Source organism: Pseudomonas sp. H3_D04, assembly GCF_054669175.1.
The window spans coordinates 1569653-1596331 of the sequence record NZ_CP162801.1 but is presented as its reverse complement, the minus strand read 5'-3'; the positions used below and the strand labels follow the sequence as shown (position 1 = coordinate 1596331).

The 26679-nt window shown below is 55.9% G+C and carries 26 protein-coding genes and 1 tRNA gene; 9 read left to right on the top strand and 18 right to left on the bottom strand.

The window, feature by feature from the left end:
• Position 1 precedes the first annotated feature (1 nt).
• Complete coding sequence (locus tag AB4N91_RS07575; protein WP_460112232.1) at positions 2-3187, top strand: UvrD-helicase domain-containing protein; 3186 nt, start codon at positions 2-4, stop codon at positions 3185-3187.
• 85 nt (positions 3188-3272) lie between these two features.
• A complete protein-coding gene (locus tag AB4N91_RS07570) occupies positions 3273-3578 on the top strand; it encodes a hypothetical protein (protein WP_047227866.1) in 306 nt (101 codons plus the stop codon).
• 338 nt (positions 3579-3916) lie between these two features.
• On the opposite strand, the gene AB4N91_RS07565 is transcribed toward AB4N91_RS07570, so the two are convergent.
• The 3 genes from AB4N91_RS07565 to AB4N91_RS07555 form a co-directional block, all read right to left on the bottom strand.
• Positions 3917-4894, bottom strand: coding sequence for a hypothetical protein (locus AB4N91_RS07565; protein WP_460112231.1), 978 nt, complete (start codon positions 4892-4894; stop codon positions 3917-3919).
• Positions 4895-4975: 81 nt separating this feature from the next.
• Positions 4976-5338, bottom strand: coding sequence for a hypothetical protein (locus AB4N91_RS07560; RefSeq protein ID WP_230682624.1), 363 nt, complete (start codon positions 5336-5338; stop codon positions 4976-4978).
• 74 nt (positions 5339-5412) lie between these two features.
• Positions 5413-6294, bottom strand: a complete 882-nt coding sequence (locus AB4N91_RS07555; protein ID WP_460112230.1) for a hypothetical protein — start codon at positions 6292-6294, stop codon at positions 5413-5415.
• A 100-nt stretch (positions 6295-6394) separates the two neighbouring features.
• Here AB4N91_RS07555 and AB4N91_RS07550 point away from each other — a divergent pair, with 100 nt between their 5' ends.
• The 4 genes from AB4N91_RS07550 to AB4N91_RS07535 all read left to right on the top strand — a co-directional run bounded on the left by AB4N91_RS07550 (position 6395) and on the right by AB4N91_RS07535 (position 12699).
• The gene (locus tag AB4N91_RS07550) at positions 6395-7468 is read left to right on the top strand and encodes a helix-turn-helix transcriptional regulator (protein WP_460112229.1); all 1074 of its coding nucleotides are present in this window, start codon (positions 6395-6397) and stop codon (positions 7466-7468) included.
• Between the two features lie 256 nt (positions 7469-7724).
• Positions 7725-9512, top strand: coding sequence for a DUF262 domain-containing protein (locus tag AB4N91_RS07545; protein WP_460112227.1), 1788 nt, complete (start codon positions 7725-7727; stop codon positions 9510-9512).
• Positions 9509-11782, top strand: a complete 2274-nt coding sequence (locus AB4N91_RS07540) for a DUF262 domain-containing protein (RefSeq protein ID WP_047227861.1) — start codon at positions 9509-9511, stop codon at positions 11780-11782. The genes AB4N91_RS07545 and AB4N91_RS07540 overlap by 4 nt, the downstream gene beginning before the upstream one ends.
• 587 nt (positions 11783-12369) lie before the next feature.
• On the top strand, positions 12370-12699 hold the full coding sequence (locus tag AB4N91_RS07535) for a hypothetical protein (protein WP_460112226.1): 330 nt from the start codon (positions 12370-12372) through the stop codon (positions 12697-12699).
• A 666-nt stretch (positions 12700-13365) separates the two neighbouring features.
• Here AB4N91_RS07535 and AB4N91_RS07530 read toward each other — a convergent pair.
• The 9 genes from AB4N91_RS07530 to thrS form a co-directional block, all read right to left on the bottom strand.
• A tRNA-Pro gene (locus tag AB4N91_RS07530) sits at positions 13366-13442 on the bottom strand.
• Between the two features lie 89 nt (positions 13443-13531).
• Complete coding sequence (locus tag AB4N91_RS07525; RefSeq protein WP_003179985.1) at positions 13532-13888, bottom strand: MerR family transcriptional regulator; 357 nt, start codon at positions 13886-13888, stop codon at positions 13532-13534.
• Positions 13869-14171: an integration host factor subunit alpha gene (gene ihfA, locus AB4N91_RS07520; protein ID WP_002553164.1), complete on the bottom strand. Its 303-nt coding sequence runs from the start codon at positions 14169-14171 to the stop codon at positions 13869-13871. Before ihfA ends, AB4N91_RS07525 begins: the two co-directional genes overlap by 20 nt.
• A gap of 3 nt (positions 14172-14174) precedes the next feature.
• A complete protein-coding gene (gene pheT / locus AB4N91_RS07515) occupies positions 14175-16556 on the bottom strand; it encodes a phenylalanine--tRNA ligase subunit beta (RefSeq protein ID WP_077748046.1) in 2382 nt (793 codons plus the stop codon).
• 26 nt (positions 16557-16582) lie between these two features.
• Positions 16583-17599, bottom strand: a complete 1017-nt coding sequence (gene pheS / locus AB4N91_RS07510) for a phenylalanine--tRNA ligase subunit alpha (protein WP_007905876.1) — start codon at positions 17597-17599, stop codon at positions 16583-16585.
• A gap of 109 nt (positions 17600-17708) precedes the next feature.
• Entirely contained in the window at positions 17709-18065 is a 357-nt protein-coding gene (gene rplT, locus AB4N91_RS07505; protein WP_007905879.1) for a 50S ribosomal protein L20, read from the bottom strand.
• A gap of 28 nt (positions 18066-18093) precedes the next feature.
• The gene (gene rpmI / locus AB4N91_RS07500; RefSeq protein WP_002553160.1) at positions 18094-18288 is read right to left on the bottom strand and encodes a 50S ribosomal protein L35; all 195 of its coding nucleotides are present in this window, start codon (positions 18286-18288) and stop codon (positions 18094-18096) included.
• A 60-nt stretch (positions 18289-18348) separates the two neighbouring features.
• A complete protein-coding gene (gene infC, locus AB4N91_RS07495) occupies positions 18349-18900 on the bottom strand; it encodes a translation initiation factor IF-3 (RefSeq protein WP_169857083.1) in 552 nt (183 codons plus the stop codon).
• The gene (gene thrS / locus AB4N91_RS07490; RefSeq protein ID WP_010455934.1) at positions 18900-20822 is read right to left on the bottom strand and encodes a threonine--tRNA ligase; all 1923 of its coding nucleotides are present in this window, start codon (positions 20820-20822) and stop codon (positions 18900-18902) included. Before thrS ends, infC begins: the two co-directional genes overlap by 1 nt.
• Positions 20823-21194: 372 nt before the next feature.
• Between thrS and AB4N91_RS07485 the strand changes: the two genes are divergently transcribed.
• Positions 21195-21497: a hypothetical protein gene (locus AB4N91_RS07485; RefSeq protein WP_154501261.1), complete on the top strand. Its 303-nt coding sequence runs from the start codon at positions 21195-21197 to the stop codon at positions 21495-21497.
• Between the two features lie 289 nt (positions 21498-21786).
• A complete protein-coding gene (locus tag AB4N91_RS07480; RefSeq protein WP_007905882.1) occupies positions 21787-21999 on the top strand; it encodes a cold-shock protein in 213 nt (70 codons plus the stop codon).
• A 72-nt stretch (positions 22000-22071) separates the two neighbouring features.
• Here the strand turns inward: AB4N91_RS07480 and AB4N91_RS07475 are convergent, their stop codons facing one another.
• Together AB4N91_RS07475 and AB4N91_RS07470 are read right to left on the bottom strand one after the other, a co-directional pair.
• Positions 22072-22392, bottom strand: coding sequence for an I78 family peptidase inhibitor (locus tag AB4N91_RS07475; protein WP_010455938.1), 321 nt, complete (start codon positions 22390-22392; stop codon positions 22072-22074).
• Positions 22393-22559: 167 nt separating this feature from the next.
• Complete coding sequence (locus AB4N91_RS07470) at positions 22560-22865, bottom strand: hypothetical protein (protein WP_010455941.1); 306 nt, start codon at positions 22863-22865, stop codon at positions 22560-22562.
• 132 nt (positions 22866-22997) lie between these two features.
• On the opposite strand from AB4N91_RS07470, the gene AB4N91_RS07465 reads away from it, so the two are divergent.
• A complete protein-coding gene (locus AB4N91_RS07465) occupies positions 22998-23210 on the top strand; it encodes a hypothetical protein (protein ID WP_010455943.1) in 213 nt (70 codons plus the stop codon).
• 32 nt (positions 23211-23242) lie between these two features.
• Here the strand turns inward: AB4N91_RS07465 and AB4N91_RS07460 are convergent, their stop codons facing one another.
• The 4 genes from AB4N91_RS07460 to AB4N91_RS07445 are packed head-to-tail and all read right to left on the bottom strand — an operon-like array spanning position 23243 to position 26677.
• Positions 23243-24271, bottom strand: coding sequence for a nucleoside hydrolase (locus tag AB4N91_RS07460; protein ID WP_010455945.1), 1029 nt, complete (start codon positions 24269-24271; stop codon positions 23243-23245).
• Between the two features lie 43 nt (positions 24272-24314).
• Positions 24315-24719, bottom strand: coding sequence for a D-ribose pyranase (rbsD, locus tag AB4N91_RS07455; RefSeq protein ID WP_010455947.1), 405 nt, complete (start codon positions 24717-24719; stop codon positions 24315-24317).
• Positions 24716-25633, bottom strand: coding sequence for a ribokinase (gene rbsK / locus AB4N91_RS07450; RefSeq protein WP_154912762.1), 918 nt, complete (start codon positions 25631-25633; stop codon positions 24716-24718). The genes rbsD and rbsK overlap by 4 nt, the downstream gene beginning before the upstream one ends.
• Before the next feature lie 24 nt (positions 25634-25657).
• The gene (locus tag AB4N91_RS07445; RefSeq protein ID WP_010455951.1) at positions 25658-26677 is read right to left on the bottom strand and encodes a LacI family DNA-binding transcriptional regulator; all 1020 of its coding nucleotides are present in this window, start codon (positions 26675-26677) and stop codon (positions 25658-25660) included.
• Positions 26678-26679: the final 2 nt, after the last annotated feature.

Sequence of the window (26679 nt, the reverse complement as noted above, 5' to 3'; positions counted from 1 at the left end):
AATGTCGACCACCGCACACATCACATTTATCAGTGCTGGCGCCGGCAGCGGCAAAACCCACCGGCTTACTGAAATACTGCACCAGGAGTTGCTTGATCAGCAGGTCCAGCCTTCGGGTGTGATTGCCACGACCTTTACCCGAAAAGCCGCTGCCGAGCTGCGCGAGCGGGTCCGTAGCCACCTTCTCAAGCAGGGCCAAATCAACCTAGCCACAGCCATGGGCCAAGCCCGTATCGGGACCATCAACAGTATTTGCGGGCAATTGCTTGAGCGTTTTGCATTCGAAGCAGGCATGCCACCCGAGCAACGTGTGTTGGAAGAAAACCAGGCAGCCCTGCTACTGAACAAAGCGGTTGACCGGGTCCTTGATGGTGAACGCCTGGATAATCTACTTGCCGTCGCCCGACGTCTGGGCCTTGAAGACACCAATCAACAAGGCGACTTTGCTAATACCAACTGGCGCGATGAGTTGCGCAAGCTTCTGAGTCAGTTGCGCACCAACGACATTGATCTTGAACTGTCTCGTGGTTTTGCTGCCCGAAATGCCGACGACATGCTGAAGCATTTCCCCAAACCGACCACAGCCGACTTGAACGGCGAGTTGTTGCACAGCATTCCCAAGGTATTGGATCTGTTACAGGCAGCTGGCAGCGATAAAAAGAACACTGAAGCCTACATAACGTTGCTTACCCGCTTCCACTATGAACTGCAGCATGGCAACGCGCGCTGGAGTGATTGGGCGAAACTGGCGAAGGAAGCTCCTGAGGCAAAGCTCAAGCCATTGGTAACAACCCTCTCTGAAACCATAGGCCGCTACGCCGAACACCCGGATCTACATGGCGACATCCGCGCCTACCTCGAACAGGTTTTCGGCCTGGCCATAGATGTATTGAAAGTGTACGAACACAGTAAACGTGAGTTTGGCGTGCTGGACTTTGCCGACCAGGAACACGCCTTGCTCAAGTTGCTGGACAACACAGCCGTGGCGCAAGTGCTTGAGGATGAGCTTGATCTGATCATGGTCGACGAGTTCCAAGACACCAGCCCTATGCAGTTGGCGATTTTTCTCAAGCTTTCACGCTTTGCAAAAAAGGTTTACTGGGTCGGGGATATCAAGCAGGCAATCTATGGTTTTAGGGGCAGCGACTGTGCGCTGATGCAAGCCATCCTCAAGGCTTTGCCCGATATGGGTGGCAAGAAAGAGGTATTGCCTAACTCTTGGCGGTCACGAAGCGAACTGGTCGAACTAACGAACGATGTGTTCAACAAAGCCTTCTCCAATAGCCTGGAAACAAAGGACATTGAGCTGATACCGACCCGTACGGATCTTCTACCTGGCCCAGCCTTCGCCAATTGGGTACTGGATGGCAAAAATGCCGAATTGCAAGTCAACGCATTGGCCGAGGGGATTAGCCAACTGCTGGCCAGCCGTTATCAGGTATTCGATAAAACCCGCCAGGAAGCCCGTGCGGTGCGTTTGGCCGATATTACGGTGCTTTGCTACTCCCACAGTAACGTCGCGAAAGTAACCGCCGCCCTCGCGACTCTGGGCATTCCCTGCTCCACAACCCAACCCGGGTTGCTGGCAACCGCTGAGGCAACTCTGGCACTGGCGTGTTTGCGCCGATTGAACGACCCGACCGACACCCTGGCAACGGCACAGATTATCTCGTTAACCGAAACCGAAGGGCCGGAAAGCTGGGTTGCCGAGCGCCTGCGTTACCTCAATGCCGGACACCCCAAAGCCCAGTGGCGTGAACTGAGCCTCGGCGAGTATTCGCAACACCCGCTTGTGGCGGCCGTTGCACAACTGCGCACAGATCTGCCGGTGCTGTCACCGGTAGAGGCATTGCAACGGCTGATCGCAGAGTGTGATTTACCAACGCGTGTCACCGGCTGGTCAACCTCGACAGCGCTGGCGCAAAAGCGTTTGGCCAACCTGGATGCTTTGATCGATCTGGCGCAGCAATATGAGGATCTCTGCCAAAATGGATTAGGAGCGGCATCCATCTCTGGGTTGTTGTTGTCGCTGGACGACGTCGCCAACGCCAAAAGCGATGCACTGGCCACTCCTGCGCTGGATGCCGTTCAAGTGATGACTCATCACGCCAGTAAAGGTCTGGAATGGCCGGTCGTGATTTTGATGGATCTGGCACGCGATATCAGCGACCGGTTATGGTCAGTCTCGGCTCAGTCCAATAGCGCATTCGATCCACATAAACCGTTGCATGACCGCTTTATCCGCTATTGGCCATGGCCACTGGGCAAACAGAAAGCGGTTCCGTTGAGCGAAACCTTCGAGCAGACTGCCATGGGCCAGGCGTGTCGGGCTGAAGCTGCTGAAGAAGCAAAACGCCTGCTCTACGTGAGCATGACCCGCGCCCGAGACCTGCTGGTCATTGCCCGTTCTAGTAGAAAGATCACAGGAGAGTGGCTCGACACTGTCCAGGCACCCTGGTTGATGACGCCTCCCGGGCTGTCGACTTTGAAGCTGCCGAATGGAAAAGAGTTGCGCGCCGATTGCCAAACGCTCACTGCCAGTGACTCACCTGTGCCCGTGGCGGTGATTGAGCAGCGTCTGCACTGGTTTGCCCCGGCACAAGCGATCCAGCCTCGTTTGCCACTGGGCTTCCAACCGTCCAGCAGTGGCGCTCGCACCAGCACCACAACCCGTAATACATACCGAATCGGCACTCGCATAGCCTTCCAAGGCAGCCCGGAAATGAGTGCATTGGGAACGGCCATTCATGCCAGTTTGTGCCTTTCATTCACTGACCCCAACTGCCCCCTCACCTTAGACGAAGTGCAGGACCTGTTGCAGAGCCACGCAGTGCACGAGCATGTGAATGCGAGTCAGGTCATCGCACAGCAATTGGCCTTGCACGCCTGGATCGAATCCCGCTGGCCAGAGGCCAAAGCCATGGCTGAATATCCGGTGCAACAGTTGCTGCGCTCGGGTCAGGTGCTCAATGGTCGGATCGATCTTCTGCTGGACACAAACGATGGCTGGGTGCTCATTGACCACAAATCCAACCCGGCGCCCGAAGCCCAATGGGAACGATTGGCCGAGGAACATGCGGGTCAGCTCGATGCTTACGCCCAAGCGATTGAGGCGGCATCGGGTCGGACTGTCATCGCCGCATGGCTCTTTCTGCCGGTGGCCGCGGGAGCGATTCAGGTTTTTTAGCCGCCGACGTGATTCCACATTTGCATAAACGACCAATCACGGCGGTCGGGTTGATCTCGGCCGCCGACATCACAAGGAAAAAAGCATGACGCTGTATGAATCAATCCTGCTGGAAGTGCGCAACGGTGCGCTGAGCGAACCCTTTGAAGTGCAGGAACTGACTAGCGAACGTCGTCGGGTCATGTGCTCTATAGAGCAGAAGCTGGTTGAAAAATATCGTATCGGATTCGAGTTCTTTATGGAATCGACGATCGGGACGACCATCGCCAACTACGCGCAGGACGAGCAGACGGGAGCCGGCGGCTACAATGTCGAACAGGGTGCTGAAGCAAAGTACCTGCGAGTCAAGCCTGGCGTATACAAAGTAAAAGAACTGAATGGTCCGCTATAGCCGCCAGGCAAAGTTTCAGGCTCAGGACTAACCAAATAATCGCTTTACTTTCGCCACGGCCACTTCCAGGGCCGTGGCTTGTTCCATATTTACATCCCGACTTTTACAACGCGGGCAAACTTCAGGACAGTCTTCGAATCGCAAGACGTCACTGAGCGGGATAACCGTTTGGCTCCAGCCACAATCTTTGCAACGCATGGTGAAAGGACGCACTGGCCTGACCATAGAAACTCCTCAATCTGTTGGCACTTATTCCAGACTACAGCGTGGTGCGACAAGATGAGTCGTTAGCCGAAATCAGATCCGAGCCTAGCGATGCCGTTCATTGACAGGATGTCTTAAAAACCTCGAGCAATATGGCTTCGCGTCCATAGATGCCGGCAGTCCTTGCACTCGAAATCCTGACTCACCTCATGGTCCGTCACGGTCACCTGCCGCGACTTGCGCTGCCCTGTCAATCTGTCGATGACAAGACGCTCCACGGATCGGACTTGATAAACCGCCTCATGAGAGCGGACCATCTTTATCGCTCTATGGTGACAACTGGGGCACTCTTTGTTTTTCTGGTGTTCGATCCAAAGGATCTGAAGATGGGGAATTAGCCAGCTTGAGGCGCTGAGCACTCCAGCGATGATCAACTGGTCCGCCGACTTGGCCGAGAACATGATGATCTCGAACGCGCCAAGCACGCACAGCCCACCAAAAAAACTGCCCCAGAGTACAGCCCAGCACAGTCGATACCTGCACAATTGCCGATAGTGCGACTCGCGGCTGGCAATCTGTTCAGCGAACGTTGTGTCTTCTGTCCGTAAGGCTACGCCACTGACGGCTGACAAATACTCGTCACCATCGAAAGCGTTGTTATAGAACTGCTGAGCCTGCAACTGAAGCTGGGCACAAAACTCGTCCGGAAGAACCGTGTGCTCATTTTTCTCGTCAGATTGAAGCTTGAGCTTCAGTACTTTGGCATCACACAGGCAGCGAAGAACCTTTTGAGATGGCTCGATGAAAAACATACCGATTTCGAAGAAGCTACTCCCTCGAAATTCGCTGCTTCTGCCTGTCAGGTACTTCAACTCGATCCGTCGACCATCGACCAACAAGGTCAATTGAGAGGGCAGCCAGCCGCCCGAGCGCGAGGTCTTGATCTCAACATCAAGAATCATGCGGTCTGAAGCAGGACGAATATTGCGGCGCCACGAGAAGGTGATTTCATTCTTGCCAGAACGATACCGGCAGTGACGCAGGTGCTGAATCGTGGTGAGACCATCGAACTCATCTCGTTCGACGGACACAAAATCGGACTTGATGTCCATCAAGACACCCCTTGCTGACTGATACACTGTTGATGTTCGTTAAACACCGCATCCGTATTGAATACTGGGCTGCCGGGTGTTTTACGGTCCTGTGTCCGGTTTCTTGGCGCGTGCCTTTGCCAGCATCTCGTCCAGTTGAGCCAGCAAATCATCTGCGCTGATCTCTACAAATTCCCCGCATGATGCGGCCAAGATCTTCTCGGCAAATTCAGCGCTGTACTCCGGGTGAGGGTAGTCCGGGTCAGTTTTATCGATTGCGGTGAAGCACCACTCGCCGCCCACTTCCTGGCCCATAAGGCTATCGGCCTCCTGAAGGCCAAATAGCGTGGATTGATACTTCGCATCACAAAGATTTGGGTATGCCTGCATCACGGCCTTTCTCAAGTCACCAGCACTGATGCCGTCAGCGGCGAGCTGCATAATCAAAGCCTGCAACGGATTCATGTCACGCATCCTGCACCTCACTCATTCAGAATGACCTCCCCGTCAAGCAACTGGAGGAAGTTGTCGATCAGGCCTTAAGCCGCTAAAGCTAGACGCTGATCACCCAGGTCGTAGCCAATCATGAAGAGTGCAGCCTCCAGGGCACGCAGCGGGTCATTCGGAGTGGGCACCAAATGGAAGCGGCTGCCGGCGGCGCTTGGATGCGCCAGGACCGCACTCAGTACCCAACTGGCGCGCATATTCCACATTGCGTGATGATGGCCTGAGCGCAAGACCTTGAACTTGAGCCCGCCGGTACCAGGGTCGCGGCGCTTGGGAGCGAGCGTATTCTCTCCTTCCTTGGCAGCGGCCCAAGGGAAGCACAGCCCTTCAGGAACCTTGGACAATCCGTATGCAAGGCAATACTTTACGACCATCCAGCCCAGACCTGCGGCAACGCGGCTGTCGTAGATGATGAAGTCTTTGCAGAGCAAGGAGTACACCTTGGTCATCCCAGAGTTGAAACGAAGGTTTTTCGAACGCAAGACAGGTGCCTGGCTGTCGCCGGCGACTATCGCAGCTCGTACGTCTTGCAACATGCGGCCAAGCCCGACCTCATTCTTCTTCAGCCAATCCACATTGTGGGCAGTCACACCGCCCCAGCGCATCACGTCGGCGGTTGCATCAAGAGTGCGTGAGTCGCTCCCGCAAGCATTCACCAAGTCCTGACGCAGGGCAGATAAAGCGATACCGTTGCTGCTGGAGCAAACCCCTGGATTGAAGCCTAAGCGGGAATTACCCGGATGGTTCCAATGGTAGTTTTCGAAGGCGTTGTACAGGCTGCTGCACGACCATTTCTCATTAGTCTTGCGATTGACGTATTGATGATTAAAGTGCGCTTGCGAATCGAGATCAGAGGCCAGCCAGCTGATGAACTCAGAAACACCAGGAAGGGCTAGATAGGTTTGGTTGTTCATGAAATGCTCCTGTGGGCTGACACATGTAGTCGCAGGATTGCTTGTCAGCCAGTACATAGTCCCAGCAGATAAACCCACTTTTTGTCCCTGAGCTTCAGCAATGATAAATCATCACCGACGCCGGACCGCTTTGCGCAAAATTCTTCAACGCGAAGGCAAGTCCCTGTCGACGGCGGATATCCACACTGAACTATGTCGGTGGTTCAATGATTTCAGCCTCCATGTAAAAACCACACTGCGCGACCTCGAGGCTCTGACCGAAGCCGAGTTGGTAACTCAGGGTGAAACCGGCTCAGATAAGAAATCAAAATATTGGAAAACCGGTCGGGGCAGCTTCGACTTGACGCTCTCTCCCACAGAGGCAATGACGCTGGCCGCTATTTTCGACCACGCAGAGCGCTTCGGCTTCCCACCACATACGGAACAACTGACCAAGCTACGCGAATACGCAACCACGGAAATAACCAAGCACTCCAAGCGGACTATCGCCTGGACGCAGCGAATCACTTCGGGGACCCGTTTTACGCTGCTCAAACCCGGTAAATATGACCCTGCGCATCTCGACCTTATCCAAGGGGCGATTCTGGACGATGCTTCGCTTGAGGTGACCTACCTTCCAAGAGACGCCGGCGGCGTTGAGTGCATTTACCTACTTAAACCCTTGGCACTTTCCTATCAGGATTCAAACGTCTATCTGTCTGCCTACGTGCTCGAGGAGCAGTGGCCGCAGTCGGATACACCCCCGCCAGACACCTCCCGCGGCAAGTACAGCAGTAACGGCCCCAAGTCGATGTGCGCCCTCATGCTGCATCGAATGGTAGAGGTCAAGACGAGTTGGCAGAAAATACCTGGCCCGGCCTGCTACGACGTCAACTCCTTTGAGGCCCAAAAGCACCTCATGACGATACACGGCGAAAGTCCCATCCAACTCAAACTACGTCTTAGCCCCAACCTGCAAAATCGGCTTACCGAGAACCCGCTGGCTGAAGACCAGGTTGTAGTGCAATACGCCGACGACCGATGGGACTTGAGCTGCACCCTCCACGACACCCAAGGCTTGCGCCTGTTCCTGCTCAGTAATGCTGGCGACATTGAAGTGCTCGCCCCTCCAGTAATACGAGCACACGTGCGCGAAACGCTTCGTCGAGCAGCGAGTGTATACGCAAGCGATTAATTGCTCCGACCGCAGATCCAATGCAATTGCGTAAGTGCATTGGACATGACTACCCCAACGTGCGGCCACTGACCAGACATAGGCATTCGCGATGTCGGGTGGACGCCTGGAAGGCTGAGTTTCATGGATTTTGCCCATCCGCCAGTCAAAATGATGGCAATGAGCCTCATTGGGTGATTGAATCCACGCGAAGCGCCAAACATCCCATGCCTACCCAGCACCCGATTCGAGATCGTAAATCATGGAAGAACTTTGCTTGGACTCACACAGTGTCGATTTGACCGCAGCAACGCTGGCTAGCAAATTCGTAGGCGATATTTCTGGTGTTTTCAGGGTGCCTGGATACCAACGTGGCTACCGTTGGGACACAACGGATGTGGACCGCCTGCTGAACGACATCTGGCAGGCGTTGAAAACCGCAGAACTGGACCAGCCCTATAACCTACAGCCCATTGTGGTCAAACAGCACTCACGAGGCTCTACGGCGCAGACATGTCAATGGGAATTGGTCGATGGGCAGCAGCGCTTGACCACGATCTACCTGATACTGCTCTACATGCATAAAACGGGTTTGAACAAGGCCCCGCTGCCCTATTCACTGCACTACGAAACCCGCCCAGGGAGCGCAACATTTCTAGAAAGGCTCGGCGATGAGGAGCTGGACGACTACGACAGCAACATCGATTACTTCCACTTGCACAGGGCGTACCGCTGTATTGGCAAGTGGTTCGATGCCCACGGCGCTCGTATTCAATTCGCGGCTAACAAATTCTATGAAGCGCTGTTCGAGAAAGTAGCGGTGATCTGGTACCAAGCCCCTCAGGACATGGATGCCACGGCCCTGTTCACTCGATTGAACGTCGGCAGGATACCGCTGACGGACGCGGAGTTGGTCAAAGCGTTGCTACTGTCCAGGATCAAGGTCAAGCATGCCCATCGAGCCGCCGAGGTCGCCAGCCAATGGGACATCATCGAGCGCGATCTCCATGCTCCCGAGCTGTGGGGTTTCATCTGTGGCAATTCGCCGAAGGTTGCCGACCGCTACCCGACCAGGATCAGCCTTTTGCTCGATTCCCTGGTACCCGGCAGCCAGTCACGCAATTCAACGCGCTACCATACCTTCGAGTCTCTGCGGCAGGATATCGAAGCCGACCCTCTAGCATTCTGGCTGCAGGTTCTCAACCTTCATGACCTGATGCTTGGCTGGTTCAACAACCGCAACCTGTTTCATAAGGTGGGTTATCTGGTACTCACAGGGATGGACTTCGGAGAACTGGCTCGCTTGTCCGCAAATCAAAGCAAGCGTCAATTCGAACAGGACCTGGATCACCGCATCAGAAAGTCGTTGGACCTCAAGGCTTCGGACGTGGAAGCGCTCAGCTATGACGACCGAAAGGACTACGACAAGTTGCTGCACCTGCTGTTACTGGTAAATGTCGAAACCATGCGCCGGGTCCCACACGCCAACCAACGCTTCCCCTTCCACATGCACACCGATACTGCATGGTCGCTGGAGCACATCCATGCGCAGGATGCCGAGAACCTGACCAAGGCCGAACAATGGCAAACCTGGTTAAGGCTGCATTTGACCGCGCTCAATGAGCTGGCTCCCAATACCGTCCCGCAACAGTCGCAGCTGCTGGAGGATCTAAAGATAGCGCTTGAGCAGGTCGGCACTGCGCAGAACTTCGGCAATACCTTTCAAGACTTGGCCAGTCGTGTCGTCGCCGCTTTCAATGCGCCCGACGAGCAGACTGCCTCCGCTCATGGCCTGCATTCCATCGCCAACCTAGCCCTGCTGTCGAGGTCGGACAACAGCCTGTTGAGCAACGCGGTGTTCGAGGCCAAGCGGCAAATGCTACTGGATGTAGACCGCAAGGGAGGCTACATACCGGTCTGCACGCGCAATGTCTTCCTCAAGTACTACACCCCGGCGAACGCGCACCAGAACCATTTCTGGGGCCCACAGGATCGCAATCATTATCTCGATACAATCCTCGAGATCGCAAAGCCCTATTTCCTGAACGAAGAGAAAATGGCATGAACCACACGCTCACGTCGTACATTTCACTCTTCGACAATAACTTGCATGCAACTCATGGAATCCGAAGAATCGAAATTCCGCTGATCCAGCGCGATTATGCACAAGGCCGCCATGGTGCATCGGTGGAGCGAATCCGCAAGGACTTCGTCGATGCCTTACATGATGCCGTCATGCATGACGACCGCCCTATTAGCCTGGATTTCATCTATGGCGATGTCGTGGACGGCACCCTCTACCCCTTGGATGGCCAACAGCGCCTGACCACGCTGTTCCTGCTGCACTGGTACCTGAGCTGGCAGGCCGGCGAACCCATCGAAGGGCAAGCATGGCGCAACTTTACCTACGCCACCCGCGCCAGTGCCCGTCAGTTCTGCGAGGCATTGGCCAACTATCGACCACCCGCCAGCGAAACCGACCTGAAGGGTTGGGTTGTCGATCAGCCCTGGTACTTTCACGGCTGGCAACATGACTCCAGTATCCGCGCCATGCTAGTCATGCTGCAGGCGCTGGAACAGCGCTTTGCCGGCGCCAGCAGCGAAGCATTCGCTGCTGCCTGGGAACGTCTTGCCGCGACCGACCATCCGGCAATTAGCTTCCACCTACTGCCGGTGGTGAAGAACAAGCTCAATGACGACCTCTATATCAAGATGAACTCTCGCGGCAAGCCGCTGACACCGTTCGAAAACTTCAAAGCGCATTTCGAGACGCTGCTCAAAAGCGCTTGCCCTGCACAAGCCGACGATTTCGCACACAGGGTTGATACCGTGTGGACGGATGTCATCTGGGATTACAAGGACGCTGATCAGCTTATTGATGATCAATTCATGCGCTACTTCCGTTTTGTGTTTGACCTTTGCGCCTGGCGCGAGGGCAATCGCACCGACAGCAAGGCTAGCCTCGATCAGTTGGCACAAAGCCTGTTTGCCAGCGACCAAGCGAAGGCGGTCGAGCACCTGAACTTCCTGTTCGCAGCCTTCGATGTCTGGGTCAAACTGGACACGAGGAATGCCTTTAACAGCTGGCTGCGTACAGCCGACGCTCGATCCTCATCTGCCCTGCTGCTGTTCAATCCTCTGCGCTCCCAGCCCGACCAGAGCCGCATCGACCTCTTCGGTGGTTGCTGCCGGCATTACGGGGATGCCGAGTGGAGTCAATCTCATAGCCTTCTGCTCTACGCAGTGCTATTGCATCGCATGCACAAAACCGCTGATTTCCCTGAACAGTTACGTGTCGTGCGCAACCTGATCGAAGCGTCCGGTGGCGGTGAAATGCGCGCACAGAACATGCCCGCCTTATTGGAAGATGTGCGCCGTGTCATCGTAGACGGAACCCTGGACGGCGTATCGACCTTCAATCAGAAGCAGATAGCGAACGAAAAGGACAAGATCAGCTTCCTTGCCGCCCACCCGTCGCTGCGCGAAGTGGTCTACCGACTGGAAGACAACATCGTGCTGCACGGCGCACTGGCCGTGTTTGACCTCGACCCAGCCCAGGACCCTGCAATTTTTGCCCAACGTGCCTTAGCGTTTCTCACCTTGTTCGAAGATGTGCACTGTTGGCCACAGTTGACCGGCGCACTTCTCTCGCTGGGCGATTATTCGCGCAAGCAGGATCGTTATGGCGGCTACCGTTTTTTCGATTTCGGCTCGCCGCGCAGCGAAGCAGTCTGGCGAGATCTGCTTGCGAACAGAAAAAGTCCCGAGTTGGTACAACCCCTTACCCAACTACTCGATCAGGTCGCGCAAAGCGGTAACGATCTCGCCGTGCTCAAAGAGATTCAGCAGGCGTTCCTCGCCGCGTGCGAACGCGACCATGTGCTGGACTGGCGTTATTACCTGGTCAAGTACCCGCGCATGCGTGAAGGTAACTCGGGCCGCTATGCCATCAGCCAACGTGGCTACAGCATCTGCATGCTGAACTTGACAGTCATGCGCAGTTACTACCGCGACCCCTATCTCTCGGCGGTGGCGACCACGAGCGGCTTGAAGATTCCAGACAACAACCTCTGGTTTATTGGATACGAAACCCTGCGTCGCTGGCTGGAACGAACGGGTGGTACTGTCGCCATCGAAAGTGTCGACGATGGCTGGAAACTCGAAAACTTACCTGACGACCCTGAACTCGTACGGAATATGGAGGACTTACGTGCAAGCTTCGACATCGGCAGTGACCAGATATATCGAGTGCCACAGGAAAACGGCATAGATGCTACTGACCGGATCATGCTGGGTGCCAAGTTGCTCCTTGCACTGGATGAGCTCGGTCTCTAGCGGCAGGATCGGCTCAAGGGTTAGCCGGTTTCTGATTAGTAAGATTGTTGACGATGGTTGTCCAAATGTCTGCTTTGCCAAAAGCAGACATCTGCCCCCGACTGATCAGGGACAGAGCAAGTGGACTTTCCGCACCGGAGATTCATTGGTCACGTTGGTGCTATAACGCAGCAATGTTACTAGGGGCCTCCCGCCCCATTACTAATGAGGATAGATTGATGACCTGGCCCACGAGGCAACGTCCGCTCCGCGGTAGAGCAGCCCTGACTCAATCAGGGGTTTGAAATGTAGGTAACGTCATTGCACAGCTCGCCGTTGCAGCCCTCAGCCAATGGAATTCCAAACAGTATTCCAGCATATAAAATATTAAATTTCCCTTTTAAATCAACAATATAAAACACAAGATCAAATTACCCCGGCCCATCAATTCAACGGTGGTTTGGCGCCAGCTCAGCCCGAGAAAAACTTAACGTCATGTCCTGAATTAGCTGACCACTACAAACCGGCTTGAGTACCAGTTTTCGAAATACTGGCTTGACCCATTGATTCACCATTACAATTCCACTCTAACCAAGGAGTGAAATCGGATGGCGTTTTACATCGAAGGTATGGGTGAGGCTGTAATAAGCCTTCAAAATGAGGAGTTTCGAGTTGACTCCGACACCTTGAAGCAAGGTGATACTGTTCAGACAAGTCAACAAGCCTATGATGAGGACGACGTCGACTTCGAAACTTCGTTCTTCGCTATATCGCAGGGTGAAAACACCGAAGCAAAGCAGCTCTTCACATGGAGGGTGGAGTACACCCAACACTTCAGCACTGGCAAGCTATTTATTAACGCCACTGAATGTGTAACTCCAGGCGCGCTAATAATAAAAGACCTCGGCTTCAGTGTAGCCGTAGATGAAAATGAGTAATTCAAAGGAAGTTTGCACCGGGCGCTTTACTTTAAGCGCCCATAGCCTCAGCCATTACATGCACTTACGATGGATGGGCGCACAGCTATATCGAGTCTATTCAATGTGACGAGCTTCGAGAAAGCTTACTTTGCCAGTCGCTTCGAGCTTTGCCTGACTACCCAGTTCGGGCCTGCCTCCGAACACCAGAAAAATCGACCTCCCACAACGCTCATCATGCGACGATCTCCGCTCAAGCAATGCAACGTGATGGGTTCGCGCTTGCGCCGCCTCCTGAGATCATCTGACTGGTTCCACCCACCCTCACTGCTGCGACAGGTACGGGAACTCTGCCAGATGCAGGACGAAAACACCCACCGTAAGCAGTTGGTGATCGGCCTCGCCCTAATTTGTCATATCCTTCTGGTGGTGATCAGAAAAAATCTGAAGACAGCTAGTCGTGTCGATGTCAGCTAGCGCCCCCCCAAGAGAAAATTCGCGAAAAGGAAAAGATCGCAGCCAATACAATCAGAACTGATCAGCCTTGACAGGTTTCAACGCGACGAAGCCCCGAATGGCACTTTAAGAGCTTTTTGCTAACGGTGACCCAACGGTGACCAAAATGACCAAAGCCCAGAAACAACAAAACCCGATCGTCTCCGAACCGGGCTAAGTCATTGAAAAATATGGTCGGGACGGAGTGATTCGAACACTCGACCCCTAGCACCCCATGCTAGTGCGCTACCGGACTGCGCTACGCCCCGACTAGGCGTGAAACTCGTTCCTCTTCTCGAAGAACGCTCAAGAATATATCGCAAGCTTTTGAAAACTGGAAGTATTCAAATGCAGGAAATTATTTCTTGAGGACAACCAACACATCTTCCAACTCAGCAATCATCTGCCGAATCATCTGTTTGTATTGGGTGGTGTCGTCTTTGGCTTCATCGCCGGACAAACGCAAGCGCGCGCCGCCGATGGTGAATCCTTGATCATAAAGAAGCGCGCGGATCTGCCGGATCATCAGCACGTCTTGTCGCTGATAATACCGGCGGTTTCCGCGGCGTTTGACGGGGTTGAGTTGAGGAAACTCCTGCTCCCAATAGCGCAGCACGTGCGGTTTTACCGCACACAGCTCGCTGACTTCACCAATGGTGAAGTAGCGTTTGCCTGGGATGACGGGTAGCTCGTCGTTATGACTTGGTTCCAGCATAAGCCTCAACTCGGGCCTTCAACTTCTGCCCTGGACGAAAGGTGACCACACGGCGAGCCGTGATCGGGATTTCTTCACCCGTTTTCGGATTGCGGCCAGGCCGCTGGCGTTTGTCCCGAAGGTCGAAATTGCCGAAACCGGACAATTTGACTTGTTCGTTGTCTTCAAGAGCGTGCCTGATTTCTTCAAAAAACAGTTCGACCAATTCCTTGGCCTCCCGTTTATTCAGGCCCAGCTCTTCATACAGACGTTCCGCCATCTCAGCTTTCGTCAGAGCCCCCATACGTCACTTCCTTAACGTGGCGTTCAACCTTTGTTCGAGCGAGGTGAGGATGTTTTGCGTCGTGGTATTCACCTCATCGTCATTAAGAGTGCGCGATGGATGCTGCCAGGTCAAGCCGACTGCAAGGCTTTTTCTATCAGGATCAATGCCTTTACCCTGATACACGTCAAATAGCCTGAGGTCTGTGAGCCATTCGCCTGCATTTTCACGGATTACATCCAGTACGGCACTGGCCGCAACGTCTGTGGACGCAATCAGTGCCAGGTCACGACGCACTTCAGGAAAGCGTGATAACTCCTGGAATTTTGGCATTTTTCCCAATGCCACTTCGGCCAGAACCAGCTCGAAGACGAAAACCGGACGGTCGAGACCGAGGGTTTTTGACAATTCAGGGTGGATAGCGCCGACGAACCCAACCAGGCGACCTTCTCGTTCGATGCGCGCGGTTTGACCCGGGTGCAACGCAGGGTGTTTGCCCGGCACGAAAGTGAACGAATCCAGCGCACCGGCAAAGCCCAGCACCGCTTCCACGTCGGCTTTGACGTCGAAGAAATCCACGACATCGCGACCCTGAGCCCAGCCTTCCGGCAGACGGCTACCGCAAACAACACCCGCAATCATCGGCTCTTGCTTCAGGCCTTCCAGCTGACCGACAAAACGCAGGCCGCTTTCGAACAGACGGACGCGATCCTGTTGACGGTTCAGGTTGTGCTGAAGCGCCTTGACCAGACCGGGCCACAAGGACGAACGCATGGCAGCCATGTCATTCGAGATCGGGTTGGCCAGCAGCAGCGGCTCGACACCCGGATTAAACAACTCGAATTGTTTCGGATCGATGAAACTGTAGGTGATCGCTTCCTGATAACCACGCGCCACCAGCAGGCGACGCAGCTCAGGCAGGTCGCTACGCGCTTCGGCTTTGGCTTGCGGTGCCAGGCGAGCTTGCGGGTAGCGAACCGGCAGACGGTTGTAGCCGTACAGACGGGCCAGCTCTTCGATCAGATCGACTTCCAGGCTGATGTCGAAGCGGTGGCTTGGCACTTCAACGCGCCACTGCCCTGCTCCATCTGCAGCAATCTTCAGGCCCAGCCCGCTGAGCAGACGCTCGACTTCGGCCGACTCCATTTCCATGCCCAGCATCTGAGTGATGCGCTGCGCACGCAGGGTGACCGGAGCAATCTTCGGCAGGTGCTGTTCGCTGACGGTTTCGATGATCGGGCCAGCTTCGCCGCCAGTGATTTCCAACAGCAGGCCAGTGGCGCGCTCCATGGCTTCACGGGCCAATTGCCAATCCACGCCACGCTCGTAGCGGTGCGAAGCATCAGTGTGCAGGCCGTAAGAACGAGCCTTGCCAGCGACGGCAATCTGATCGAAGAACGCACTTTCCAGGAATACATCACGCGTGGTCGCGGTGTTGACGCCACTGTGCTCGCCCCCCATGACGCCGGCGATGGCCAAGGCGCGTGTATGGTCGGCAATCACCAGCGTATCGCTACGCAGGCTGACTTCCTGGCCGTCGAGCAGTACCAGCTTCTCGCCTTCTTCGGCCATGCGCACGCGGATGCCGCCATTGATTTCAGCGAGATCGAACGCGTGCAGCGGCTGACCCAGTTCAAGCATCACGTAGTTGGTGATGTCCACGGCAGCGTCGATGCTGCGCACGTCGCCACGACGCAAGCGCTCGACCATCCACAGCGGCGTAGGCTTGGACAGATCGACGTTACGGATCACACGACCCAGGTAACGCGGGCAAGCGGCTGGCGCCAGTACTTCGATCGAGCGCACTTCGTCATGCACGGCGGGCACAACAGCCACCACCGGACGGGTGACTTCAGCGTCATACAGCGCGCCGACTTCACGGGCCAGACCGGCCAGGGACAGGCAATCGCCGCGGTTCGGGGTCAGGTCAACCTCGATGCTGGCATCGTCCAGGCTCAGGTACTCGCGAATATCCAGACCGACCGGCGCATCCGCCGGCAATTCCATCAGGCCATCGTTGCCTTCGCCGACTTGCAGCTCGGCTTGCGAGCACAGCATGCCGTTGGACTCAACGCCACGCAGCTTGGCTTTCTTGATTTTGAAGTCGCCTGGCAGTTCGGCACCGATCATGGCGAACGGGATCTTCAGGCCAGGGCGCACGTTTGGCGCTCCGCACACAACCTGGAAGGTTTCCGAGCCATTGCTGACCTGGCAAACGCGCAACTTGTCGGCGTCCGGGTGCTGCTCGGTGCTCAGCACCTCACCCACGACCACGCCACTGAATTCACCGGCGGCCGGCGTAACGCTATCGACCTCAAGACCGGCCATCGACAGACGAGCAACCAGCTCGTCGCGACTTACCTGCGGGCTTACCCAGCCACGCAGCCATTGTTCACTGAATTTCATCCTGCTCTCCTAAGAATTCGTTACGACTAGCGAAATTGCGCGAGGAACCGCAAGTCGTTGTCGAAGAACAGACGCAAGTCATTCACGCCGTAACGCAGCATGGCCAGACGCTCAACGCCCATGCCGAAGGCAAAGCCCGAAAACTCTTCCGGGTCGATTCCGGACATGCGCAGCACGTTCGGGTGAACCATCCCGCAGCCCATGACTTCCAGCCAGCCCGTCTGTTTGCAGACGCGGCAGCCTTTGCCGCTGCACATCACGCATTCCATGTCGACTTCAGCGGACGGCTCGGTGAACGGGAAGTACGAAGGACGGAAACGCACGGCCAGCTCTTTTTCGAAGAACACGCGCAGGAACTCTTCGATGGTCCCTTTGAGGTCGGCGAAGTTGATGTCGCGGTCGACCAGCAGGCCTTCGACCTGGTGGAACATCGGCGAGTGGGTGATATCGGAGTCGCTACGGTACACACGGCCTGGGCAGACGATGCGGATCGGTGGTTGTTTCGATTCCATGGTGCGGACCTGTACCGGCGAGGTATGGGTGCGCAGCAACATGTTGGCATTGAAATAGAAAGTGTCATGCATCGACCGGGCCGGGTGATGGCCTGGGATGTTGAGCGCTTCGAAGTTGTGGTAGTCGTCTTCGACCTCAGGACCTTCGGCGATACCGTAGCCGATGTGGGTGAAGAACTGTTCGATACGTTCCAGAGTACGAGTAACCGGATGCAGACCACCCGAGGTCTGGCCGCGGCCAGGCAGGGTCACGTCAATGGACTCGGCAGACAGTTTGGCGGCCAGATCGGCCTCTTCAAACAGCGCCTTGCGGGCATTGAGAACCTCTGTGACACGCTCCTTGGCAACGTTGATCAGGGCGCCGACTTGCGGACGCTCTTCTGCCGGCAAATTCCCCAGGGTCTTCATCACCTGAGTCAATTCACCCTTCTTGCCAAGGTAGTGAACCCGGATTTGCTCCAGGGCATTGATATCTTCAGCGCTTTGCACAGCCTCTAGTGCTTGAGAGACGAGCGCGTCCAGGTTTTCCATGTACAGACTCCAGATACAAAATAGGGGAAGAGCTTGAAGGCTCTTCCCCTATTTATGACGTTTAACACCTGGTCCCACAGAGGTGAGACCGGGTGACTGTCGGGGGTACTTAAGCCAAGGTGGCTTTAGCTTTCTCGACAATCGCAGCAAACGCCGCTTTTTCGTTCACTGCCAGATCAGCCAGAACCTTACGGTCGATCTCGATGGACGCTTTTTTCAGGCCGGCGATGAAACGGCTGTAGGACAGACCGTTGATACGTGCACCAGCGTTGATACGAGCGATCCACAGAGCGCGGAACTGACGTTTTTTCTGACGACGGTCACGGTAGGCGTATTGGCCTGCCTTGATTACCGCTTGCTTGGCAACACGGAATACGCGCGAGCGAGCGCCGTAGTAGCCTTTAGCAAGTTTCAGAATTTTTTTGTGACGTTTACGGGCAATGACGCCACGCTTTACACGAGCCATGAGTTACTTCCTCTATTCTTGACTAAAATTAACGAAGGCGCAGCATGCGCTCGACTTTTGCCACGTCAGACGGATGCAGCAAGCTGCTACCGCGCAGTTGACGCTTACGCTTGGTCGACATTTTAGTCAGGATGTGGCTCTTGAAAGCGTGCTTGTGCTTGATACCATTAGCAGTTTTCAGAAACCGCTTAGCAGCACCACTTTTCGTTTTCATTTTTGGCATGTTCGGATACTCCGCATTCAGTTGATAAACATAATCAGAAGGCCTGCCGTGCCCTGATGATTACTTCTTCTTTTTCGGGGCGATGACCATGATCAGCTGGCGTCCTTCCATCTTAGGATGCTGTTCGACCGAACCGTACTCGAGCAAGTCACCTTCAACTCGCTTGAGGAGTTCCATCCCCAGCTCCTGGTGGGCCATCTCACGGCCGCGGAATCGCAAGGATACCTTGGCCCTGTCCCCATCACTCAGGAAACGTACCAGGTTGCGCAGTTTTACCTGGTAATCCCCTTCCTCCGTCCCTGGACGAAACTTGATTTCTTTAACCTGAATCTGCTTCTGGTTTTTCTTGGCCGCGGCAATCTGCTTCTTCTTCTCGAAGATCGATTTGCCGTAGTCCATCAGTTTGCAAACAGGGGGTACTGCATCGGCGGAAATTTCCACCAAATCCAGTTTGGCCTCTTCAGCCTTAAGAAGCGCGTCTTCAATTGACACAATCCCAAGCTGTTCACCTTCAGCCCCAATTAACCGAACCTCGCGTGCCGAGATATTCTCGTTGATCGGGGCTTTCGGTGCAGCTCGTTTATCTTGTCTCATTTCACGCTTAATAGTAATTACTCCGAATCTGGGCGACCACGCCGGGAAACCGCTTGCGCGAGAAACTCAGCGAACTGGGCGACGGGCATCGAGCCCAGGTCAGCACCTTCACGAGTACGCACAGCGACAGTCTGCATCTCGACTTCCCGATCTCCGATAACCAAGAGATAAGGAACCTTGAGCAAAGTATGCTCGCGGATTTTAAAGCCGATCTTTTCATTTCTCAAGTCAGACTTGGCACGAAATCCGCTTTCGTTGAGGGTTTTTTCGACCTCGGCGGCAAAATCGGCCTGTTTGTCAGTGATATTCATGATCACTGCCTGGGTCGGAGCCAGCCACGCAGGGAATGCACCCTCGTAGTGCTCGATCAGGATTCCGACGAAACGTTCGAAGGATCCGAGGATCGCCCGGTGCAACATCACCGGGTGCTTTCGACTGTTGTCTTCGGAGACGTATTCGGCTCCCAGACGGACAGGCAGGTTAAAATCGAGCTGAAGGGTACCACACTGCCAGACACGGCCGAGGCAATCTTTCAGCGAGAACTCGATTTTCGGACCGTAGAACGCACCCTCGCCCGGCTGCAGATCGTACGGCAAGCCAGCGCTATCAAGGGCTGCAGCCAATGCGGCTTCGGCGCGATCCCACAGTTCGTCGGAACCAACACGTTTTTCCGGACGAGTGGACAGCTTCATTTCGACGTCTTTAAAGCCGAAGTCGGCATAAACGTCCATGGTCAGCTTGATGAAAGCGGCGGATTCGGCCTGCATCTGCTCTTCAGTGCAGAAGATATGGGCGTCGTCCTGAGTGAACGCACGCACACGCATGATGCCGTGCAGCGCACCCGATGGCTCGTTACGGTGGCAAGCACCGAATTCGGCCAGACGCATCGGCAACTCGCGGTAGCTCTTCAGGCCTTGATTGAACACCTGCACGTGGCACGGGCAGTTCATCGGCTTGATCGCGTAGTCGCGGTTTTCCGACTGCGTGGTGAACATGTTGTCGGCGTAGTTGGCCCAGTGCCCGGATTTCTCCCAGAGACTGCGGTCAACAACCTGCGGAGTCTTGATCTCCAGATAGCCGTTGTCGCGCTGAACCTTGCGCATGTACTGCTCGAGCACTTGATACAAAGTCCAGCCGTTCGGGTGCCAGAACACCATGCCCGGCGACTCTTCCTGGGTATGAAACAGGCCCAGGCGCTTGCCGATCTTGCGGTGATCGCGCTTCTCGGCTTCTTCGATGCGCTGGATGTAAGCCGCCAGCTGCTTCTTGTCCGCCCAAGCGGTGCCGTAAACGCGCTGCAACTGCTCGTTCTTGGCATCGCCACGCCAGTAGGCGCCGGACAACTTGGTCAGCTTGAAGGATTTCAGGAAGCGCGTATTCGGCACGTGCGGGCCGCGGCACATGTCGACGTATTCTTCGTGATAGTACAGGCCCATGGCCTGTTCGTTCGGCATGTCCTCGACCAGGCGCAGCTTGTAGTCTTCGCCACGGGCCTTGAACACTTCGATCACTTCGGCGCGCGGAGTGACTTTCTTGATCACGTCGTAATCTTTCTCGATCAGCTGCTGCATGCGCTGTTCGATGGCTGCCAGGTCGTCCGGAGTGAAAGGACGTTCGAAGGCGATGTCGTAATAGAAGCCTTCGTCGATGACCGGACCGATGACCATCTTGGCGGTCGGGTACAGCTGCTTGACCGCGTGGCCAACCAGGTGGGCGCAAGAGTGGCGAATGATCTCCAGCCCCTCTTCATCCTTTGGCGTAATGATTTGCAGCGTGGAATCGCTGTCGATGATGTCGCTGGCGTCGACCAGCTTGCCATTGACCTTGCCGGCCACGGTGGCCTTGGCCAGACCTGCACCAATGGATGCGGCGACCTCGGCTACGGAAACCGGGTGATCGAATGAACGTTGACTGCCGTCGGGAAGAGTAATAGTTGGCATGGCGCCTCCTCTCCTAGTGGTGACCCCTACCAAAGGTCACGTGGGTTGGGATGAGCCAGTACAAGATCCGATCCAGGCCATTCAATGACGAACGCCTGCCTTACAGCGGCAGGAGCCTTGCGGCCAACCGGAAAACCGAACCAGAGTGACTGGGATTCAAATCAGGGTTATTCGCGCCGTTGCCGCCACCGGGACTGAAGGTCATCCGGAGCCCGCAAAAGCCCGAGCGAGGCATGCTAGCACAGATGAACGGTCATCGATGCAACGAGGCTTATGCCGGGGCAAATCTCGCAATTTATGCCAGAGTGCTGAACTTGAACCCCGCTTTACCCCTCAGATAACAAGACATTGACCCACAAGGAGCATCCCAGCATGCGTCTGAATCGTTTGTTCGCAGTAGTCGCCCCCCTTGTTCTGCTGCTGCCATTGGCCGCCCATGCCGATTGGCCAAAGGGCGAGCGCGAAAAATACATGGCTCAGTGCACAGATGCGGCCACTCCGCAGATTGGTGCGGCAGCAGCGAAGGCCCACTGCGCTTGCGGTGCTGATGCGATCAAATCGTATCCGGCGGCTGACATCCAGTCATTGATGGACAATAAGGCCAGCCCGGAATTGCAGCAGAAAGCTCTGGGTCAGATAGCCAAATGCAAGGCCAATACACCGGCGAAAAAGTGACAAAAAAGTCCTTTTGACTCGGCTTATCGCTGATAAAAACCGCTGCATTTGAGCTTTTTCGTACAATTTATGCAGGTTTTACAGGTTTTTTTATCGTCTTTACTTTCGGCTGAAAGCCTTGTAAAACGGGGCTTTCAGCTACATCAAGCAGCAAACGGAACGCGACTGCACGGCAAACAGCACGTCCGGGGGCTCCCAAAGCGAACATTTCGACTATGATACCCCGGTGTGCCCAGTTGGCCTGAGCAGCACAGCACTACTGAAAATATATGTTTCTTGGAGATACACCATGTCTAATCGCCAAACCGGCACCGTTAAATGGTTCAACGATGAAAAAGGCTTCGGCTTCATCACTCCTCAAGGTGGCGGTGACGACCTGTTCGTACACTTCAAAGCTATCGAAAGCGACGGTTTCAAAAGCCTGAAAGAAGGCCAAACCGTTTCCTTCGTGGCTGAGAAAGGCCAAAAGGGTATGCAAGCTGCACAAGTCCGCGCTGAGTAATATTCAGCCGCACTAAAAAAACCCCGTCCATGTGACGGGGTTTTTTATGGGTGAAGCAAAAGCCTGAAGCGATCAGCCGCAGTTGACGCGGGTGACCACCCGGCTGGCATCGGTGTTGAGGTTCAGACGATCGGAGCGGTATTCCAGCGTCACCATATCGCTAGGCGACAGGAACCGTGCGTTCTGTGCGCCTGCGCGGGTACGTGCCTGCTCCAACAGTGCGGGCGAAGCCGGTTTGCCGATGGCGAATTCGGCTGCCTTTGCCTCACAACGGCTGTGACCTGTGTCAGACGTCGCTACAGGGTCTGCCGCCGACTCGGAGGACGTGCTGCTGCAACCAGCCAGCAAAGTGACGGCGAACAATGTACCCAATGACGCGAGCTTCCAAGGCATGAAGCCTCCTTTTTTCCAATAGTTAAGCTGAGATCTTGCGACCGCCAATCCGGCATTTGGTTTCAAGGTGAGTGCCATCACTCTGCCCTGGAACCGCACGAGCGGCGAGTTTGCCTGAGCATCGCCGCGCCGTTCATCACTCAATCGTGACTGAATATGAACAGCCCTCAATAGACGTCGATGTAATCATACGGCGGGTTCGGCCAGTTCTCTTTCAGCGCATTGAAGATCTGCATGACCCAGACCTCATCGCTTGCTGCGACCAAGCCTACGTAACCGGAGCCCTTGGCCCACGTCTCCAGCCGAAACAATAGTCCGTTGATATCGGTGCCGCCCACAACACCCGATGAAATATAGGCAACGCCAGCCTTGGTCACCCGCAGTTGCGTATGCTCGTCATCACTGGCAGAAGCCAGTAACTGGTGCACCGCCTTGAGGGTCAAGCCGTCGGGCGTGTTCAAATCGATCTGCACAGCACGGTCCTTGAAAATTCGTCAAAGACCAAGTGTCGCATAGCCCTCCTCTCATGCCTAAGTCGGAGTGCCAAACGCCGCGCAAAATGGTTAACTCGACACTCAGACTTTCCCGACTTCACGAGCGCCATCATGTCCACCATAAGCATCGACGCCAACATCACCGTCAAGTGGCCGCAGGGTCACAGCTCTTACAGCCCGGGCAGCCCGGAAGAGTTCGCAATCATTGGCATCGATCTATTGGTCAAGGAACTGGGAACTGAAGCGGCCAGGAAATTCATCGCGCAGATATTCGAAAAATACCCCGCCGGCTATATGGGCTTGACAGAGAACGAGCGGGCGTAAAACCCGCAGGCTGGCACCTGCGGGTGTGAAACTTACTTCAGACGAGCCAGACGCTGGGTCAGCAAGTCGAAGAATCCCTGGGCGTCGCCGCTTTCTACCCAGAATGCATTCTTCGGCGCTTTCAGGCCGTCATACCAGTCGACGATGGTTTGGCCGAAGGTCGGGCCTTCGCGGCTATCAACGACCACATTGACCGAGCGACCGGTGAACAATTCAGGCTTGAGCAGGTAGGCGATGACGGTGGCGTCATGCACCGGGCCACCCGGAATGCCGTAGTGTTCCATGTCGCCTTTGACGTACTCATTGAGAATATCGCCCACCAGCTTGCTGGCGTTGTTGTTGATCGCTGCGATCTGCTTCAGGCGCGCCTCACTGGTGAGGATCTTGTGGGTCACGTCCAGCGGCAGATAGGTCAGCTTCACGCCGCTCTTGAGCACCACTTCCGCAGCCTGCGGGTCGGCGAACAGGTTGAACTCGGCCACCGGGGTGATGTTGCCGCCGTTGAAATGCGCTCCCCCCATGATCACCACTTCCTTGATGCCCTGAACGATTTCAGGTTCCTGGATCAGCGCCAGGGCCAGGTTGGTCTGTGGACCGAGCATGGCGATGGTGATGCTGTGAGGCTTGGCGGCCTTCAAAGTGTCGATCAGGTACTCGACCGCATTGCCTTCGGCCAGGCCTTTCTTCGGCTCGTGCACGGTGACGCCCGACAAGCCTTCCTTGCCATGGATGTTCTCGGCATAAATCGGTGTGCGCATCAACGGTTTCGGTGCGCCTGCGTAGACCGGCACCTCCTCGCGCCCCGCCCACTCACGGGCCAGTCGCGCATTTCGTGAAGTCTTGTCCAGTCGCACGTTGCCCGCGACGGTGGTCAGCGCACGGATATTCAATTCTTCCGGCGACGCCAACGCAAACAGCAAAGCGACGACGTCGTCGGCACCCGGATCGGTGTCGATGATCAAATCGATCTTTTCCGCAGCCTGGGCGCTTGTTGCAGTAATCAGGGACAAAAGCAGCAAACTCCGGAGCAGGTGGTGCAGTTTCTGAGCATAGCGGTGCATATCGCACTCCTTGTGCGTGGGGAAACAGATTGTGTACAGCGGGTCAGAAGGTCACCCCCGAGACCAGCACGATGTTGCAGTACGGCGCACATTCGCCGGTACGAACAATCGCTCGCGCCTGTCGACTGAGGACTTTGAATTGTTCATGGCTGAGCAGCTCACGCTGGCCCAGCGCGCCTTTGGCATTCAGCTCATCCAGAGAGCGCAAGGCGGGTGGTTGTTTGTCCAGAATTTCCTGGGCCAGCACATGGCGCTCAACCTGCATTTCGCTGAGCACGACGTTCAAGGTGCTGACGAAATCCGGAATACCTTGGGTCAGGGCCAGGTCGATCAGTTCGACGCCCGGCGGTACGGGCAGGCCGGCATCGCCGATCACGACCATGTCGCCGTGCCCCAGGGAAGCGATCAGCCGAGACAGCGCGACGTTGAGCAAAGGTGTCTTTTTCATGGTGCTTTGTACGCCTGTACTTCGGACAAGGTGGGAATCGAGGGTTGTGCGCCGGCACGGGTGACTGAAAGCGCCGCGGCTACCTGGCCGAAACGGATCGCTTCAGCTTCGGTTTTGCCGGACGCCAGCGCGGCAGCAAAACCGCCGACGAAGGTATCGCCGGCCGCCGTGGTATCGACAGCCTTCACCGTCGGTGCCGGGAAATGTTCGAAGCCTGTACCGTTGGCGAACATTGACCCTTGAGCACCCAGGGTGATGATGACCTTACCGGCACCCAGTGCGATCAATCGGGTTGCGGCGGTTTCGGCGGACGCAAGGGAGTCAACCGGCAAACCGCTCAGCGCCGAGGCCTCGCTTTCATTGGGAATCAGGTAATCGATGGACGCATACCAATCTGCTGGCAGCGGACGACTGGCCGGCGCCGGGTTGAGGATCACGATTTTGCACAGCTCACGGCCGCGCTTGAGGGCGTGACCCACCGTGGCATCCGGCACTTCCAGCTGACAAATAATCACGTCCGCCGCCTGCAACACGGCATCGAACCGGTCGATCACCTGTGGCGTCAGCGCACCATTGGCACCGGCGACGATCACGATTGCGTTCTGGCTGTTGTCATCGACCACAATCAATGCCACGCCGCTGGAACCCTCGACAGTGCTGACGGCCTGGCAGTCGATCTGCTCGACCATCAGAGCCCCGCGCAGTTCTTCACCGTAAGCATCGCTGCCGACACAACCGACCATCGACACCTGCGCCCCCAGCCGCGCCGCGGCGACCGCCTGGTTCGCGCCCTTGCCGCCGGAAACCGTGGCAAACGACTGCCCGATCAGCGTCTCACCGCCACGGGGCAGCCGTGGAGCCCGGGTCACCAGGTCCATGTTCAGGCTGCCTATCACCACTACTTTTGCTGGCATACATCACTACTCGTCAATTCGGTTTCAGCGGTATTCGTCGAACACACCGGCAAGCGGCGCAGTCGATTCTCGCAGGACAATACTGGGCGTCACGATCCGCTGATCGGTGGCCATGTCGGGTGTTGCGATTCGTCGTAACAGAACCTCGGCCGCCATCTCACCGAGTTGCAGGATCGACTGGCCCACGGTGGTCAGCGCCGGGTAGACATAACGGCTCATCTGGATATCGTCGAAGCCGATCACCGACAGTTCTGTCGGCACACGCACATTGCGCTCGGCAGCCGCTCGCAACACGCCAATGCCAATCATGTCGTTGCCGGCGAAGATCGCGCTGGGCGGGTTCTTTTCCAGCAGAATCGCGGCGGCGTTGTAACCGCCAGTGCTGGTGAAGTCACTTTCCAGCATGCGCTCGCGATGCACTTCCACCCCCGCCTCTTTCAAGGCTCGGCAATAACCGGCCAGACGCATCTGCGCCACGCTGGTACCTGCCGGGCCACCGATGGTGGCGATGTCCCGGTGGCCCAGCTCCAGCAGATGCCGGGTAGCCAGGTAGGCACCGTATTCGTGATCGATACGCACCAGGTCGGCATTTACACCTTCCAGCCCGCGGTCGACGATGACCATCGGTGTGCGCACGCCGGCGAGACCTTCTGCCAGCCCCGCGTCGCCACCGGCCGAGGCCACGATCAACCCGTCGATGCGTTTTTCCAGCAGCACGCGCAGGTAGCTGCGCTGTTTGTCCGGGTTGTCGTCGGAGTTGCAGAGGATCACGCAATAGCCGTTACGCTCGCAGTAATCCTCAATGCCACGGGCCAGTTCAGCGAAGTACGGGTTGAGGCTGTTAGGCACCAGCAAACCGATGGTCGCCGTGGTCTTGGCTTTCAATGAACGGGCCACGGCGCTCGGCACGTAGTCCAGGGTCTTGATCGCCGCCTCGACTTTGATCCGTACCTCTTCGCTGACCGGCCGGGTCTTGTTCACCACATGGGACACCGTGGTGTAGGAAATCCCCGCGAGTGCCGCTACATCCTTGATCGTTGCCATGA

Excerpts from the sequence above, each read along its gene's own strand:
- AB4N91_RS07575 (WP_460112232.1), top strand. The coding sequence starts at position 2 with ATGTCGACCACCGCACACATCACATTTATCAGTGCTGGCGCCGGCAGC.
- AB4N91_RS07570 (WP_047227866.1), top strand. The coding sequence starts at position 3,273 with ATGACGCTGTATGAATCAATCCTGCTGGAAGTGCGCAACGGTGCGCTG.
- AB4N91_RS07565 (WP_460112231.1), bottom strand. The coding sequence starts at position 4,894 with ATGGACATCAAGTCCGATTTTGTGTCCGTCGAACGAGATGAGTTCGAT.
- AB4N91_RS07560 (WP_230682624.1), bottom strand. The coding sequence starts at position 5,338 with ATGAATCCGTTGCAGGCTTTGATTATGCAGCTCGCCGCTGACGGCATC.
- AB4N91_RS07555 (WP_460112230.1), bottom strand. The coding sequence starts at position 6,294 with ATGAACAACCAAACCTATCTAGCCCTTCCTGGTGTTTCTGAGTTCATC.
- AB4N91_RS07550 (WP_460112229.1), top strand. The coding sequence starts at position 6,395 with ATGATAAATCATCACCGACGCCGGACCGCTTTGCGCAAAATTCTTCAA.
- AB4N91_RS07540 (WP_047227861.1), top strand. The coding sequence starts at position 9,509 with ATGAACCACACGCTCACGTCGTACATTTCACTCTTCGACAATAACTTG.
- AB4N91_RS07535 (WP_460112226.1), top strand. The coding sequence starts at position 12,370 with ATGGCGTTTTACATCGAAGGTATGGGTGAGGCTGTAATAAGCCTTCAA.
- AB4N91_RS07525 (WP_003179985.1), bottom strand. The coding sequence starts at position 13,888 with ATGCTGGAACCAAGTCATAACGACGAGCTACCCGTCATCCCAGGCAAA.
- ihfA (WP_002553164.1), bottom strand. The coding sequence starts at position 14,171 with ATGGGGGCTCTGACGAAAGCTGAGATGGCGGAACGTCTGTATGAAGAG.
- pheT (WP_077748046.1), bottom strand. The coding sequence starts at position 16,556 with ATGAAATTCAGTGAACAATGGCTGCGTGGCTGGGTAAGCCCGCAGGTA.
- pheS (WP_007905876.1), bottom strand. The coding sequence starts at position 17,599 with ATGGAAAACCTGGACGCGCTCGTCTCTCAAGCACTAGAGGCTGTGCAA.
- rplT (WP_007905879.1), bottom strand. The coding sequence starts at position 18,065 with ATGGCTCGTGTAAAGCGTGGCGTCATTGCCCGTAAACGTCACAAAAAA.
- rpmI (WP_002553160.1), bottom strand. The coding sequence starts at position 18,288 with ATGCCAAAAATGAAAACGAAAAGTGGTGCTGCTAAGCGGTTTCTGAAA.
- thrS (WP_010455934.1), bottom strand. The coding sequence starts at position 20,822 with ATGCCAACTATTACTCTTCCCGACGGCAGTCAACGTTCATTCGATCAC.
- AB4N91_RS07485 (WP_154501261.1), top strand. The coding sequence starts at position 21,195 with ATGCGTCTGAATCGTTTGTTCGCAGTAGTCGCCCCCCTTGTTCTGCTG.
- AB4N91_RS07480 (WP_007905882.1), top strand. The coding sequence starts at position 21,787 with ATGTCTAATCGCCAAACCGGCACCGTTAAATGGTTCAACGATGAAAAA.
- AB4N91_RS07475 (WP_010455938.1), bottom strand. The coding sequence starts at position 22,392 with ATGCCTTGGAAGCTCGCGTCATTGGGTACATTGTTCGCCGTCACTTTG.
- AB4N91_RS07465 (WP_010455943.1), top strand. The coding sequence starts at position 22,998 with ATGTCCACCATAAGCATCGACGCCAACATCACCGTCAAGTGGCCGCAG.
- AB4N91_RS07460 (WP_010455945.1), bottom strand. The coding sequence starts at position 24,271 with ATGCACCGCTATGCTCAGAAACTGCACCACCTGCTCCGGAGTTTGCTG.
- rbsD (WP_010455947.1), bottom strand. The coding sequence starts at position 24,719 with ATGAAAAAGACACCTTTGCTCAACGTCGCGCTGTCTCGGCTGATCGCT.
- rbsK (WP_154912762.1), bottom strand. The coding sequence starts at position 25,633 with ATGCCAGCAAAAGTAGTGGTGATAGGCAGCCTGAACATGGACCTGGTG.
- AB4N91_RS07445 (WP_010455951.1), bottom strand. The coding sequence starts at position 26,677 with ATGGCAACGATCAAGGATGTAGCGGCACTCGCGGGGATTTCCTACACC.